Annotated in this window: 18 protein-coding genes; 10 read left to right on the top strand and 8 right to left on the bottom strand. The window is 42.1% G+C overall.

All coding sequences use genetic code 11. The features are described 5' to 3' along the window. Positions 1-90 precede the first annotated feature (90 nt). Both ABDD95_RS05225 and ABDD95_RS05220 read right to left on the bottom strand, forming a co-directional pair. A complete protein-coding gene (locus tag ABDD95_RS05225) occupies positions 91-711 on the bottom strand; it encodes a hypothetical protein (RefSeq protein ID WP_345950845.1) in 621 nt (206 codons plus the stop codon). Between the two features lie 116 nt (positions 712-827). Beyond that, positions 828-1790: a kelch repeat-containing protein gene (locus ABDD95_RS05220; protein WP_345950844.1), complete on the bottom strand. Its 963-nt coding sequence runs from the start codon at positions 1788-1790 to the stop codon at positions 828-830. A gap of 181 nt (positions 1791-1971) precedes the next feature. Here ABDD95_RS05220 and rpsF point away from each other — a divergent pair, with 181 nt between their 5' ends. The 8 genes from rpsF (at position 1972) to eno (ending at position 8354) form a co-directional block, all read left to right on the top strand. Further along, on the top strand, positions 1972-2334 hold the full coding sequence (gene rpsF, locus ABDD95_RS05215; RefSeq protein ID WP_345950843.1) for a 30S ribosomal protein S6: 363 nt from the start codon (positions 1972-1974) through the stop codon (positions 2332-2334). Positions 2335-2336: 2 nt separating this feature from the next. Further along, complete coding sequence (gene rpsR / locus ABDD95_RS05210; RefSeq protein WP_311952365.1) at positions 2337-2600, top strand: 30S ribosomal protein S18; 264 nt, start codon at positions 2337-2339, stop codon at positions 2598-2600. 17 nt (positions 2601-2617) lie between these two features. Continuing rightward, positions 2618-3061, top strand: a complete 444-nt coding sequence (gene rplI / locus ABDD95_RS05205) for a 50S ribosomal protein L9 (protein WP_345950842.1) — start codon at positions 2618-2620, stop codon at positions 3059-3061. Between the two features lie 105 nt (positions 3062-3166). Continuing rightward, on the top strand, positions 3167-3862 hold the full coding sequence (gene mtgA, locus ABDD95_RS05200; RefSeq protein ID WP_345950841.1) for a monofunctional biosynthetic peptidoglycan transglycosylase: 696 nt from the start codon (positions 3167-3169) through the stop codon (positions 3860-3862). 262 nt (positions 3863-4124) lie between these two features. Beyond that, positions 4125-4886 carry an ABC transporter ATP-binding protein gene (locus tag ABDD95_RS05195; RefSeq protein WP_345950840.1) on the top strand — a complete coding sequence of 254 codons (762 nt, stop codon included), beginning with the start codon at positions 4125-4127 and terminating at the stop codon, positions 4884-4886. Positions 4887-4979: 93 nt separating this feature from the next. After that, positions 4980-6125 carry an ABC transporter permease gene (locus ABDD95_RS05190; RefSeq protein ID WP_345950839.1) on the top strand — a complete coding sequence of 382 codons (1146 nt, stop codon included), beginning with the start codon at positions 4980-4982 and terminating at the stop codon, positions 6123-6125. Between the two features lie 74 nt (positions 6126-6199). Then, the gene (locus ABDD95_RS05185; RefSeq protein ID WP_345950838.1) at positions 6200-6883 is read left to right on the top strand and encodes a DUF2490 domain-containing protein; all 684 of its coding nucleotides are present in this window, start codon (positions 6200-6202) and stop codon (positions 6881-6883) included. A 172-nt stretch (positions 6884-7055) separates the two neighbouring features. Continuing rightward, positions 7056-8354 (top strand): phosphopyruvate hydratase, encoded by a 1299-nt coding sequence (gene eno, locus ABDD95_RS05180; RefSeq protein WP_345950837.1) that lies wholly within the window; start codon positions 7056-7058, stop codon positions 8352-8354. A 112-nt stretch (positions 8355-8466) separates the two neighbouring features. Here eno and ABDD95_RS05175 read toward each other — a convergent pair whose 3' ends face one another. The 3 genes from ABDD95_RS05175 to ABDD95_RS05165 form a co-directional block, all read right to left on the bottom strand. Next, positions 8467-8835: a response regulator gene (locus ABDD95_RS05175; protein WP_345950836.1), complete on the bottom strand. Its 369-nt coding sequence runs from the start codon at positions 8833-8835 to the stop codon at positions 8467-8469. Between the two features lie 155 nt (positions 8836-8990). Beyond that, positions 8991-9281 (bottom strand): putative quinol monooxygenase, encoded by a 291-nt coding sequence (locus tag ABDD95_RS05170; RefSeq protein WP_345950835.1) that lies wholly within the window; start codon positions 9279-9281, stop codon positions 8991-8993. 84 nt (positions 9282-9365) lie between these two features. Then, a complete protein-coding gene (locus ABDD95_RS05165) occupies positions 9366-9941 on the bottom strand; it encodes a thymidine kinase (protein ID WP_345950834.1) in 576 nt (191 codons plus the stop codon). Positions 9942-10018: 77 nt separating this feature from the next. Between ABDD95_RS05165 and ABDD95_RS05160 the strand changes: the two genes are divergently transcribed. Both ABDD95_RS05160 and ABDD95_RS05155 read left to right on the top strand, forming a co-directional pair. Further along, entirely contained in the window at positions 10019-11188 is a 1170-nt protein-coding gene (locus ABDD95_RS05160; RefSeq protein WP_345950833.1) for a hypothetical protein, read from the top strand. 107 nt (positions 11189-11295) lie between these two features. After that, positions 11296-12021: a DUF3891 family protein gene (locus ABDD95_RS05155; protein WP_345950832.1), complete on the top strand. Its 726-nt coding sequence runs from the start codon at positions 11296-11298 to the stop codon at positions 12019-12021. Between the two features lie 34 nt (positions 12022-12055). On the opposite strand, the gene ABDD95_RS05150 is transcribed toward ABDD95_RS05155, so the two are convergent. The 3 genes from ABDD95_RS05150 to ABDD95_RS05140 all read right to left on the bottom strand — a co-directional run bounded on the left by ABDD95_RS05150 (position 12056) and on the right by ABDD95_RS05140 (position 14796). Further along, positions 12056-12802 carry a LytTR family transcriptional regulator DNA-binding domain-containing protein gene (locus tag ABDD95_RS05150; protein ID WP_345950831.1) on the bottom strand — a complete coding sequence of 249 codons (747 nt, stop codon included), beginning with the start codon at positions 12800-12802 and terminating at the stop codon, positions 12056-12058. Continuing rightward, entirely contained in the window at positions 12799-13833 is a 1035-nt protein-coding gene (locus tag ABDD95_RS05145; protein WP_345950830.1) for a histidine kinase, read from the bottom strand. The genes ABDD95_RS05150 and ABDD95_RS05145 overlap by 4 nt, the downstream gene beginning before the upstream one ends. Before the next feature lie 129 nt (positions 13834-13962). Next, positions 13963-14796: a DUF5668 domain-containing protein gene (locus ABDD95_RS05140; RefSeq protein WP_345950829.1), complete on the bottom strand. Its 834-nt coding sequence runs from the start codon at positions 14794-14796 to the stop codon at positions 13963-13965. Positions 14797-14955: the final 159 nt, after the last annotated feature.

Below are 14955 nucleotides of genomic sequence, written 5' to 3'. Positions count from 1 at the left end.
AATGGTTATTTAAGGGCACAAGCAAGTTGCTGTGCCCTTAAATACGACGCGTTTACTCCTAAGCTTAGCTGTGATGTGCCGAATGGGTTGTTACAGAATATCGACTGCGGTGATTTCTTTCACCTTATAATAGCCTTTTGCCTGCGGCAGGTATACTTCAATCTCTTTCCAGTTAATTTTAACCTTTTTACCGGCGTATGAAGCTGGACGATTAGACAAATTTTCTGAACCGGCAAACTGCCGCAACCATAAAAACGTGCGCTCTTTGCTATCGGCATCCAGCAACACTATATAATTGAACCCCTTATTCTCCATACGCTTAAAGGTGCCGGTGGTGCTTCCTGAGGTATTATTGGAAGCACTTTCATCCTGCTTGTTTGAAATTACAGAGAGCTTGATAAAATTGCTGCAATTCTGCTTTAGTAGATTTTTGCCAATATCGGTTCCAATCTGGCTCATAGCATCGTCATTGGTAAATTCAATTTTGCGCTCTTCGGCAATTTCCATAAGTATGGATGTATACTTGGTAAAACAATCCATAATAGCCGCGTTGGCAGCTTCAGTTGTTTTTATTGAACTAACATTTACTTGATTTACACAATTGCATATACTGTCGGTCAGTTTCTTTTCGGCCGGGCCGGGCTTAGTTTGTGCTTTAAGTGCAGTAATAGCAGTAAAAGCCATAATAAGCAACAAAGATATTTTTTGCATGACAAGTGTTAGTTTGCTGCAAATATAGAGTTATCAGTACATGTACATAGTCTTTAGCATATGCTATAGGAGCAAAACTTTTTTTACAATTGTTAATACAGCTACTTAAAAATTTCTCACTGAATGTCAGCTGCCTGCACTTTGATAACTCCCGGATCAATTACTGAGCTACTACCGCCATATACCCATAGCTTATGGCCAATAATTCCCGAGCTGGCAAAACGCCTTCCGGCCATATTGCTTTTCAATTTAATGAACCGACCACTATCGGTATTGTAATACCCAATAAAATCGGGGTCGCCGTATGATCCAATAACATAAACGTTTTTGCCGGTTGACGCTATGCCCGTAGCCGACACCCGGTTGGGTAGCTTACCTGCACGCTTCCAGGTATCAGTCTTAATATCGTAAGCATAAACTTCATCGAAAATGAACTTATTGTAAGGATTATAACCACCAAAAGTATAAAGCACGCCGTTTATCACTGTACCAGCTGTTTGCGCAGTAAAAGGCATGTCCTTTAAACGTTTAAACTTTTCGGTAGCTACATCAAACTCATACAACCTGCTCGAACCATAGCCGTTATCACTACCACCAAACAAATAGATCTTGTTATCCCAAACGGCCAGCGCACAGTTTATTTGCGGGTTAGGGTTTTCTGTTTTTAAAATACTTACCTCTCCAGTTTGTGTATCAAGAGTCTCAACATTGAAAAATAAGCCGTTCGAAAATACCTTCATACCCCCCATAATATATATTTTGTGTACTGATGGCACATAAACGGAGGCTGCATTAATTTTAGGTACTAACTTGTCGGTTATTTGCCGCCATTTTTTGGTGGCCGGGTCAAACCGCAGAGCTTTTGGCGATATACGCTTATTATACAACATACCGTTTAAACTGTACAAATACTGCCCATCATTAGCATATGATGAGTATATAACGCGTTCGGGCATGTCTGCAAAATCGGTAAAGTTTAATGCGGCATCACCCGGCGTGCTACTTTGTGCATGCGCACCAAAGCGCACTAACATTAAAGCCAGAACAATACAGGTAAGGCTGCGGTAAGCTCTTTTCATATAATACTTAGACTTTAAACCACTAAAAAAGTTTACTACCAAATTAGTAAAACACAGGCAACTTCATGCCAAGCATACACAAGCTCAATTAATTATCCGAATCAGGCTTGCATTTTACTGTAAATATTTCTACATTTGCGTCCCCGTTTTGCACGGGTAATTAATTAACAAAACGTATAAAATGCAACAGTACGAAACCGTAATCATTCTAACCCCGTTGTTATCGGATGAGGCTGCTAAAGAGGTAATTGCCAAATTTAGCAAGCTTTTAACTGATAACGGAGCCGAAATTGTTCAAGAGGACAATTGGGGTTTGAGAAAACTAGCGTACCCGATTCAAAAAAAATCGACCGGGTATTACCACCTCACCGAATTCCGCGCTCCGGGTGAATTAATCAATAAACTGGAGGTTGAATTCCGTCGTGATGAGCGTGTAATGCGTTTCTTAACTATTGCTTTGGATAAAAATGCCATTGCTTACAATGAGAAAAAACGCAGCGGTGCTTTCAACAAAAAACCTAAAACAGAGGAGGCAGCAGCTTAATTATGGCAAACGATCAAATTCAATACGTTACCGCTCCTAAAGTGGACGATAACCGCAAAAAATACTGCCGTTTCAAAAAGAACGGTATCAAGTACATTGATTATAAAGACGCTAACTTTTTATTAAAGTTCATTAACGATCAGGGTAAAGTATTACCACGTCGCTTAACTGGTACTTCATTGAAATTTCAGCGTAAAGTGGCCCAGGCTGTTAAACGTGCCCGTCACATTGGTTTATTACCTTACGTTACTGACTCGTTAAAATAATATAGGAGGTTAACAAAATGGACATTATTTTAAAACAAGACGTTAAAAACCTCGGCGAGAAAGACGAAGTGGTTAAAGTTAAAGCCGGTTACGGCCGTAACTTTTTAATCCCAAAAGGTTTTGGTATCCTGGCTACCGAATCAGCACGCAAAGTTTTAGCTGAAAACTTGAAACAAGCTCAGTTTAAACAAGACAAAATCCGTAAGGATGCTGATGAAGTTGCTGCACGTTTAGAAGGCGTTAAATTAACTATCGGTGCTAAAGCCGGTGAAAGCGGTAAAATCTTTGGAGCTATCAACACTATCCAGGTTGCTGATGCCCTTAAAAAACAAGGTTTTGAGGTTGACCGTCGTCGCATTACTTTCAACGAGGATCCTAAATTTGTTGGTGAGTACACCGCAATCTTAAACCTGCACAAAGAGGTTAAAGTTCAGGTACCTTTCGAAGTAGTAGCTGAGTAAATTTGATTTCAACATCCGGAATGTCAATTTCGGATTTGAGAACATTATAATATTGAAAAAGGTGTTTAGTTTAGGCTAAACACCTTTTTTATTTACTTTTATGGCATGATTAAAAGAGGCATTGGCAAGCTGATCTGGCGCTTTGTTAGGCTGTTTGTTATCGCATTTGTAGGCATTTCGTTTTTATGGGTACTGCTGTACCGCTTTGTCAATCCGCCGGTAACCTGGCTCATGATGAGCAGGGGCTTTGAACGCAAAGCTGCCGGAAAGACCTGGAAAATTGACAAAGAATGGAAAGACTTTGACGAAATTTCCATAAACATGAAGAAAGCTGCTATAGCCGGCGAGGATCAGTCTTTTCTGGAACATAATGGCTTTGATTTTAAAGCCATTGAACGAGCAATTGCCAAAAACCAAAAGAGTAAAAAGGTTATTGGTGGCAGTACTATTTCTCAGCAAACGGCCAAAAACGTCTTTTTATGGTCAGGCCGTTCTTACATCCGTAAGGCATTCGAAGCATATTTTACCATGCTTATGGAATTGTTGTGGAGCAAACAACGCATTATGGAGGTGTACTTGAATGTTATTGAAATGGGCGATGGCATTTATGGTGCTGAGGCCGCAGCACAAAACTATTTCCATAAACCTGCAGCCAATCTTACCCGGCGCGAAGCGGCGGCTATTGCGGCTATCTTTCCCAGTCCGTTAAAAAGATCGGCTACCAATCCTACCCGTTTTATCAGGCACCGCCGCTATCTCATCATGAAAAACATGCGCAGGTTAGGTCCGCTTGATTTTTAATATTGTTGTCTTTTATTTTGGAATTTAAAGAATTGCTATCATGAACAATTGTGAGAGCTCTTGCCTGATGCATTTCTTGCTCCGGTATAACGCCTCTCATAATCGTTTTAGAAGACCAAACATCCTTCTCTTCTGCTTAATTGATTACCAAACTTCATCAGGCATAAAAATCTACAACTCCTACCCCACCATTCGCCCCTTAAATTCTGCCATTCACCGAAAATAGTTTCCTATGCCACGTCTTGAACCTTACTTTTAGGGCATGGCAACACAACCTATCATTTCAGTTAACAATCTGGTAAAGCAGTACGCTGATTTTACAGCCGTTAAGGGCATAAGCTTTGAAGTATACGAAGGTGAGATCTTTGGTTTGCTCGGCCCCAATGGCGCAGGCAAAACCACTACGCTCGAAATTATTGAAACGCTTCGCTCCAAAACATCCGGCGAGGTAAGCGTTGATGGTTTTTCAATCGATAAGCAAGCCAACCAAATTAAACAGCGCATTGGCGTTCAGCTACAAGCGGCAGGATATTACCCTGGCCTCAATTTAACCGAACTGCTGGAGCTATTTGCAGGTCTGTATGGCAACCACATTAACCCCATAGATATGCTGGCCAAAGTTGCACTGACTGATAAGGCCAAAGCCAAGTACAAGGACCTTTCGGGCGGACAAAAACAGCGTTTCTCCATTGCCACCACCCTAATTAACAACCCCCGCATTATTTTTTTGGATGAGCCTACAACCGGCCTCGATCCGCAGGCACGCCGCAATCTGTGGGAACTTATTCGTGAAATACGCAATGCCGGAACCACAGTAGTAATTACTACCCACTACATGGACGAAGCGGAGGAGCTTTGTGACCGGGTAGCCTTTATTGATGGTGGCCGTGTAATAGGCATTAACACCCCCGACAGCTTTATTGATGAATTGGTAGCCACCGGTTTTGAACGTAAGAAAACTTTTAAGCAAGCCAACCTGGAAGATGTGTTCATTAACCTTACGGGAAAGGAATGGAGGGAGTAATTGAATTGCTTGTCAGCTTACCGCTATCAGGTCTTCCCTACTCTTACAATCCATTAAAACAAATAAACCACCGAACAAATCAACCCTAATCACATGAACAATTATAGTAATACCCGTGCAACGTTAGCCATAACCAAAGCCAGTTTACGATCTATATTCCGCAGTCCATCGGCTGTAGTTTTCAGCCTGCTGTTTCCGCTTATTTTTATTGTCATCTTCGCTAATGTGGGTGGCGGGGCAGTAAGTGTGGATGTAGGCGTTGCAAAAGGCTGTGATACCACTAATTTCGTTTATCTCGCTTTAAAGCAAAGCAAAATCATTAACCTCATACATAACCAGGATGAGGCTACTATGCTTAAAAATCTAAAAAAAGGCAGTATAGATGCCGTAATTAACATCAAGGTAAATGGTTCCTTCACTATATACCCGCCGCTCTCAGCCTTGCCACAAGCACCAATAGCAGCAAACCGATCACCTTTTGAGGTTAGCACACAGTACAGTGCTGCATCGCCCGATAAAGTCAACATTCTTAAGTCGGTATTAAACAGTACTATTTATCAAATTAATACGTTTGCGCTTAGTGGCATGCCTAAAATAGTTAAACTGCAAGAAACTGTTGTAAAAGGCCGCGAGTACAAGTACATCGACTTTATTCTACCCGGTCAGCTTGGCTTCTCCTTGCTTAACATCGGTGTATTCGGCACCGCCTTTGTGTTCCTGAGCCTGCGCCAAACACTGGTTATAAAACGCTTTTTTGCTACACCTGTACAAAGGTATAGCATTGTGCTGGGTGAGATGCTTGCCCGGGTGGCTTTTGCTTTACTCGGCGCAATTGTAATTATTGGCATAGGCCATTACGCGTTTGGCTTTACGCTGGTACACGGTGCCGTCACTGTTTTAAATATGTTGTTGCTCGCTTTTATTGGACTGGTCATATTTATGGGTTTTGGCTTTATCATATCAGGCTTGGCCAAAAACGAAACAAGTGTGCCGCCGCTTTCAAACATCATTACACTACCGCAATTTCTATTATCAGGCACGTTCTTCTCCACTTCTGCATTTCCAAAATGGCTGCAGCCTGTTAGCAATGCATTGCCGCTAACCCACTTAAACAACGCAATGCGTAAAATAGCATTTGAAGGTGCCGCATTAGGAGACGTTACACACCAGTTGCTTATACTGTTTATATGGGGAATAGTAATCTATGCAGTAGCTGTAAAATCTTTCAAATGGGAATAACAATAAATTAACATTAAGTTTAAACTACTCTTATATTTGTGCGCTTGTTAATATTAGCTTAACAAGCGCGCTTTATGTTTAAACCGCTTTTTTTCTTCCTCACTTTATTTGTTACCACTTTAAGTGTCAAAGCCCAATACAATGGTGTAGGTGGCTGGAATGTAGTTACCCTTAATTTGCCCTCCACTACTGAACACCGCTGGGGTGGGTATTTGGAAGCGCAAAACCGCAACTATAGCGTTACCAATCGGTTTTACTACTATGAGTTTAAGGGTGGGGTAAGCTATGCCTTAGATAAAAACAACACGGCCCTGTTAGGCATGGGCAGATATGTAACTTACAACTACCAAGATATAGATGATGGCCCGGATTTTCAGGAATTTCGTTTATGGGAACAATTTGCATCAACGCAGTACTTAAGCCGTATTAAGTTTGAACACCGTTACCGTGTAGAGCAACGCTGGTTCAATACCGGCTATCGCAACAGGTTTAGGTACAGGTTAAGTGCCAACATTCCTATCAACAAGCCCAAAGTGGAGCCGGGCACCTTGTTTGGGATTGTTTATGATGAATTATTCTTTAACAACAAAGAACCAAATTTTGAACGGAACCGGGTGGCAGCATTGTTAGGTTTTCAATTTAATAAAGCATTCAGTATACAAACTGGTATACTTAACCAGTTTAATAATACCAATACAGCCGATAACCGCAAATACTATTTCCTTTTAAACGCTATTTACACTATACAGCGCAAATAGTTATTTGCAATATTTATAACTATTGCTGAACGGCTGCTCCCGCCGGGTTTAAGTTATTGTAAACAAAACACTAAGTATTCAATTTTTACACTTTGAATATCATTTTTTGCCCTTATCTTAGCGCGCAAATAATTGTATACCCATACACTTACCAAAAAATTATAATAGCATTATGAGCTTAATTATTAATGTACATGCCCGCCAGATACTCGACTCGCGCGGTAACCCAACTGTTGAAGTTGAAGTTTTAACCGAGAACGGCGCTCTAGGTCGTGCTGCTGTACCATCGGGCGCGTCAACAGGTGCTCACGAAGCGGTTGAACTGCGTGATAACGACAAAACCAAATACATGGGCAAAGGCGTATTACAAGCTGTAGCTAATGTAAATGACAAACTGGCTAAAGAGTTACAAGGCATGGACGTTTTTGAGCAAAATGCCATTGATAAAGTAATGCTCGAAATAGACGGCACCGCTAATAAAGGCAACTTAGGCGCAAACGCCATCCTGGGTGTATCATTAGCCGTTGCTAAAGCTGCTGCACAAGAAAGCCGCCAGCCATTATACCGTTACATTGGGGGCGTTAATGCTAACACGCTGCCTATCCCTATGATGAACATCGTTAACGGTGGTTCACACTCTGATGCACCTATCGCATTTCAGGAGTTTATGATTATGCCAGTGGGCGCTCCTTCTTTCTCTGAGGCCTTACGTTGGGGAACTGAGGTATTTCATAACCTGAAAAAGATTTTGCACGACCGCGGCCTGTCAACCGCTGTAGGTGATGAAGGTGGTTTTGCCCCGACCTTTGAAGGCACTGAGGATGGTGTTGAAACCATTTTAAAAGCTATAGAAAAAGCAGGCTACAAAGCTGGCGAAGAGATTTTTTTGGCGTTTGATTGTGCTGCATCTGAATTTTATGTAGACGGCAAATACGACTATACTAAGTTTGAAGGCGAAAAAGGTGCTATCCGTACCAGCGCTGAGCAGGTTGAATACCTGGCCCAATTAGCCGAAAAATATCCGATCATTTCTATTGAAGACGGCATGGCCGAGGACGATTGGGATGGATGGAAATTGCTGACAGAAAGAATTGGCAATAAAGTTCAGTTGGTAGGTGATGATTTGTTTGTAACTAACGTAACCCGTTTACAACAAGGCATTGATACTAATGTGGGTAATTCTATTTTGGTTAAAGTAAACCAAATTGGTTCTTTAACCGAAACCATCAACGCGGTATCATTAGCACAAACTAATGGTTACACCTCGGTAATGAGTCACCGTTCGGGCGAGACTGAAGACAGCACTATTGCCGACCTGGCAGTTGCGCTTAACTGCGGTCAGATCAAAACTGGTTCAGCCTCACGTTCAGACCGGATCGCTAAATACAACCAACTGTTGCGCATTGAGGAAGAATTAGGTGCCAACGCTAAATTTATAGGCAAAGACTTCAAATTTTTGAAGAAGAGATAATTAATTGATTAATGAGTAGTTGATATGTTCAGCTGCCAGTAACAATAAAAACAATAAAGCCGCTCAATGAGCGGCTTTATTGTTTAGTAATATCGGGTTTCAACAACAGGTGTCAATCTGTAAACTTGTGTACAATAGCAAAAAGGTCTGCTAACTCAAAAGGCTTTTTCAGATAACCATCGGCTAAGCCAGCTTCAGTAACTTCTTTAATATTGCTAACTGCCGATACCATTATTATAGGAATATGACTGGTAGCAGGATTGGTTTTTAACTCCTTACTTAGCTGCTGCCCATTGGCATCACTTTTCCAGTCGGTTAACCAATTATCCAACAGAATAAGATTTGGATTGATCTGGGCAATGTCCTTCAAAATTCTGGCATCTTCTGATGCTATTACTTCGTAGCCATGCTCCTTTAAGGCATAGGTGATGGTATCTCTTATGTCCTTATCATCTTCAATAAGCAGAACTTTCTTAGCCATAACTCGTAGCGGTAAGTATAATAACGTGATCTATCTAAAAAAATGACTTCAGCTATTATTGAAGCCTCATTAATTTTAAATAGTAAACAGCAATACCCCTGCTTTTTGTTTTACTATGCTAGTAAATACTACAAATTTTTAAAGGCCCGGGCTTATTACACAAGCCTGGTTAATGTCTTAATTTTGGCAGGTTTGGTTAGCAACACTGGCGATACTCTAACAAAATGTTTATAATGCACAGCTTCCTGGTGCTTCTTTAATGATTCTTCGTCTTCCCACTCTTCTATAATCACATACCGGCAGCGTTCATCATTGTACTGGTACAACTCATAACTCATACAGCCTTCTTCGCTTAATGATGTTTCAACCAGTTTTTTTAACTCCTGCTCAAATGCTTCCTCCGCATCAGCATGGCAATGCAAAATAGCTATCAGTTTAACACTCATAATTGGTTGGTTATATTACTTAATAACCAATAGCAGCAACAATTTGTTCAGCAATCTTAAAGTAAGTGTAATAAAAAGCTAGTTCTATGCTTCCATATAGCAGGGGCGGCAGCGGGGTTCGTAGCTTTCTTTTTCGCCAAGCAATATCCGGTTACCATCAGCAACCAGCCGGTAAGAATATAAAGCAGGATTGCCACATTTTACACAAACAGCATGTACTTTGGTAACCGATTCGGCCATGGCCATAATGGCAGGCATGGGGCCAAAAGGCTTGCCTTTATAGTCCATATCTAAACCGGCAACTATAACCCTAACGCCTCTGTTTGCCAGCGCATTACATACGTAGGGCAGCTCATCATCAAAAAACTGGGCTTCATCAATACCAACTACCTGTACATGGCTGCCTAAAAGTAAAATGGCCGATGAGCTTTCAACTGGCGTACAGGGAATGCTGTTCTGGTTGTGAGAAACTACCGCGCTTTCGTCATAACGGGTATCTGTATTGGGTTTAAAAATCTCCACCTGTAAACGCGCAATTTGTGCACGTCGAAGCCTGCGTATAAGCTCCTCGGTTTTGCCTGAGAACATAGATCCGCATACCACTTCAATACTACCGCCGTGTTCACTGCGCCTTTTAAAAACATCTTCACTAAACAGCATTCCAGAACTTTTTACAGCCGGCTAATATCAGAATTATATCTTACTTTTGAGTGGATACATTTTCAACACCCGGGTACATGAAACAGCAGGAGATATTAAGAAAGATAGGCAATATACTGAAAGAGCTGAACGAGCAGTACGAGTATCTGCAAGCAGAAGAAATGCATCAGAACGACTTAGAACTTGAATTATTTGCAGCCAATGCCAAGTTTTTAACCGATCATACCGAAATACTCAGAAAGATCAACATACAGCTTCATGATGCAAAATTAAGCCTGCCCGAACATACCGATGATCACGCCACGCTTTTGCTTGAACCGGTAACCACCGAGGACAATGAAATACCCCAGGCTAACGTATTCGAACTGCCTGAAAATACGCCACTACCGCCATTGTCGGAAACAGCGATAAACTATCATTTAAACTCCGAAGAGGATGAACAAGTAAGGCCTGACGTTACTGAAACATTTACTGAAGCTAACACGGAATCAGCCTGGCAACAGTTGCCTGAAGAAGATAATAACCACCACCATGATGTAGTTATTGAGCATACGCAGGACACTTATGGCTTTTTTAGGCATGAACCAGAAGTAAGCAGCGAACAACATAGCTTTAGCTTAAGCAGCAGCCATACCGAAGAAGAGCCAACACCAGTACATGTAGATGTTACTGAACCAGCTGCCCCCCTGTTTGAAGCACCTGCAGCAGAAACAGAACCTGCATACACTCCTGAAATACAACAACCCGACGAAGAGGAACCACAGCCCCCGGCAGAACCCGTTGAAGAACCCACTGCGCCTGCACCTGTTGAAGAACCTACGCCACAGCTTGCAACAACACAACAACATGCGTTTGAGCCTATAGCACAGGAGCCTGTAACAACTTATGCACCACCGGTTTTTGAACAAGCCAAGCTCGAGCCTGAGCAGCCTTTAACATTAAATGAGCGGCTTTCGGCCCAGTTAAACGGCAGTAAACAAGCTGCCACTGGTGCATTACATGCTCAATCGGTTACTGATATTAAATCGGCAATTAACCTGAATGATAAGATGCTGTTTGTAAAGGACCTGTTTAATGGCTACAGCCTGGCTTATAGCGAAGCTATTGAATTGCTTAACCGGTGCAAGACGTTTGACGAGGCCGACCGCTTCCTGAAGTCGAACTATGTAGCCAAAAATAATTGGGCCGATAAGCCCGACACGGTAGATAAGTTTTACGCAATTCTGCAACGGCGGTTTGCTTCTTAAATTACCGGCAAGCGAGCTTAGTGTTTAAGCCGCGGTGTTTTTTATATTTACATCACACATTTGAATGTGGTTAGAGGTTTATAGTAAAGCAAATGCAACAACTATAAATGATTGTAAATTATACCAGCCAGGGATGGGAAGTAATAACACAACGTGCACACGGCTTACTGGCTGCCCAGTTGGCCATGCACTGGAATAAGAAGGAGCGCCCAACGCGCTGGACAGAAACGTTGCTGGCCATTGCCGAGCATGATGATGCCCGCACCGAGCTCGAATCAGACCAATTATTGACCGAACAAGGCGGCCCACTAAATTTTGACATGCAATTGTTCGACCCGGAACATTGCCGGTTAATGGCTAATATATCGCTATCTAAAAGCCGTTATATAGCGTTGCTTACTTCCATGCATATGGTTTTCCTTTTTGAAAAAGAGGCTGACAGTAATCCGTTATTAAAGCCTTTTTTAAAAGAGCAAGCCCGTTTGCAAAAGCAATGGCGTACCGACTTAGAAATTGATGAACAGGAAGCTAGCCAGATATACCGTTTGTTGGAATGGTGCGATGCTTGCTCACTATTGCTTTGCCGCAATGAGGTGCAGCCCGAGAAGCGCAATATTGAGATAAGCCAGGGCCCCTCAAACACCACCTACCACCTTCAGCAAAAATCAAATGAGCAATTAACCGTCACCCCCTGGCCATTTGAAGAAGATGAATTTCAAGTAAGGTTGGAAAAGAGAACGATACCTCAGTTAAGTTTTAAAGACAACAAAGATTTTAAAAAGCACTTATTAGATGCGCAAATCGAAGAGATGGTTTGGCGCTTTAAAAAATGACTATCATTGCGCCAGGTATGCGTCTCTACACCACTTAAATGCCCAATACCTGCTTTAACCTGGCATACCCAGCCTTGCTAACCGGAATACGGGTTCCAGATTTCAGGATGGCAACATGTGCATCTTTCTCAAACGGATCAATACGGGTTATTTGCGATAAGTTGATGATGTAAGAACGGTGCACACGGGCAAAATGGCGCGCATCAAGGGTTTGCTCAAAAAAGCTCATCGTCTTGTTCTTTAAAAATGAACCCTCGGGCGTATAAATGCTAACATAATCGTCATCAGCAGCAAGATACTCAATGTCATGCACCGGAATGATCTTTACCTTAGTACCGGTTTTAACCACAATGCGCTCATGCTGCGCTGGTGATTGCGAAGCAGTTTCTAATAAAGCTTCCGTTGGTTTAACAGCAGGCTTAACTGAATTTTGCGCCAGGTACTTATCTATAGCCTTATTAAAGCGTTCACGACTGAAAGGTTTCAAGAGGTAATCTACCGCGTGAGTTTCAAAAGCTTTTATAGCGTATTCATCAAATGCAGTGGTAAAAATAACCTGCGGCGGCTGATCCACCAGTTCCAACATTTCAAAGCCGTTTATTTTAGGCATTTGTACATCCAGAAATATCAGGTCGGGCTGGTGTTGCATAATGGCTTTTATACCCTCAAAACCATCGCCGCATTCCTGCAATACCTGTACCTGTTGGTTAAAAGGCTGCAAATATTCCTGCACTACCATGCGGGCTAAAGGTTCGTCATCAATAATCAGTACGCGTGTCATACCTGTGGTATCTTAATCATGATAGTAAATATATCATCATTTTGGTAAGTTTCCACCAGATCATTACGGGCAAATAGTAAGTAAAGCCGGCGCTGAATGCCACGTATGCCAAAACCGGTACCATGCCGCGGCCGAGACGTTTGCGGATCGTAAGGGTTTTGCACCATCACTAACAGGTAGTTATCTTCAGTTTCGGCCCGTACACTGATGGTTACTTCGCCGGTTGTATCATACAAACCAAACTTTATGGCATTTTCAACAATTGGTTGTAAAAGCAGCGGTGGCAACATGGCCTGTCTGCATTTATCGTCACAGCTAATCTCAGTTTGCAAACGGTGGCCAAAACGTACTTTTTCGATATCCAAATACAGGTTAAGGTGTTGCAGCTCCTCACTTAAACTTACCTGCTGCTGGTCGTCTTTTTTTAAAGTGCCACGTAAAAAGTCAGACAATTGGTGAATCATTCTCCGCGCCTCATCGGGCTTAAAGCCAATAAGGGCGTTTATAGAATTTAAGCTATTAAACAAGAAGTGGGGTTGTAGCTGCTGGCGCAAATTGTATAGCTCCGCATCACGGGCTAACTGCTCAGCTTCGGCCTTGCGCTTTTCGTTCTCCTTTTGGTCTTGCTGCACGTACCAAACCAGGCTAATCATGGCCATCCAGCCAATAGCCAAAAAGTTAGTGAACAGCCTGATGATCAACGATTGCTTTAAAAAGGCGATGTAAGTATCGCCCACACTTAAAAAGGGCAACGCCCATCTAACAGCCAACGTACAAGCGCCAGCCAGCACAACACACCATATAAACAAATTAATGTAACTGCCTTTGCCGGGCTGGTAATAACGCAGGTTGTTATCAATAAGCCAGCAAGCTGCAGCCAGTGGTACGGCACTTACCATACTATCCAAACCGGCTATATACCAATCGAAGCCGAAACTATGTATAATATAAGTTTGTAAAGCCGCCCAAACCAGGCCACCTATTATAAAGGCCAGGTTCAGTTTTCTAAACAGCGTGGATGATGAGGTCATGCGGGGTTAAAGATTTAAGCTCAACGCTGTTAATTGATAGGCGCGGCTAAAAAGCCAATTATCAATTTTAGAATGGTGTATACGCTAACGATGATTAAATACCAGTTCATGATTCCTGAATTTTAAAGTTTAAAAACTACGAACATCTACACCTGCAAAAATTGAGGTGCCTTTTAATACCAATATCTTGTCAGAACTCTGTGCGGTTGCATTGCCAAAGCGCTTGTCATCAACGCTCGCAAATATGGCTGCCACATCAGATCGTACTTGCCAGTGCGGGGGCACCAAAAGCTTAACACCTCCAAATATTTGCACAATCTCAATCTCTACTATCCCGTTAATATCTGCCCGCGTAAAATCCAGCTCGGCACCGCCAAAAATGTTTATGATCTCCCCTCCTTTAAAATCTTTAGAGAGTATGGTCTTTTTTATACCGCCAAAAACAGAAACCGCTTCAATAACATCATCGCCTTTGCCCTGGGTAGTGAATTTTTCCTTAGCAGTAAAGTCACTACCGCCGGTGCCTGCATCAGCCGTTTCGGTTGAACCATCCGGCCTTACCACGTAATCTGCCTCAACTGCATTATTAAATTTATCTGCTCTCCATTTCTTTTTGTACGCAGGTGTATGATTACGTTTAACAATAAGCCATAAACCCACGCCAATAATGGCTAATGGCCAGAAAAAAGCCCGTAAATTAAAATCCGGAAGAATACGGCCTGATAGAAAGAATACACCGATACCTACTAATATAAGCCAGGCTGAGCTTTTAAAATTATTCTTGAAGCCAACAAAAAGCCCTATTACTATCAGCAGCATGGGGAAGCTAAACAACCAGCTCGGAAAAAAGAAGTCGGCAAATTGATGGAGCAGCAACAAACTGCCTACAGCTAGTAAAATCAATCCGGCAAAAACTTTACCGTTATTTTGCGGAGAGTTAGGATATGATGGTTCGATACTCATGATTATGTATATGCTATGTATTTGATGATTCAAAACTACAGCAATACTTAAAAAACGCCTACTCAAAACTGGCAACCGGCTGTAGTATGTCGGTAAACGGCAGGATTTTGTCGGTAAAAAATTTGTTTGTAACTTATTGCCGGTAAGCAACGTCCTAAT

This window comes from Mucilaginibacter sp. PAMB04274, assembly GCF_039634385.2.
GTDB lineage: Bacteria > Bacteroidota > Bacteroidia > Sphingobacteriales > Sphingobacteriaceae > Mucilaginibacter.
Note: the sequence above shows the minus strand (reverse complement) of the source record. Positions and strands in the feature narration are given on the sequence as shown.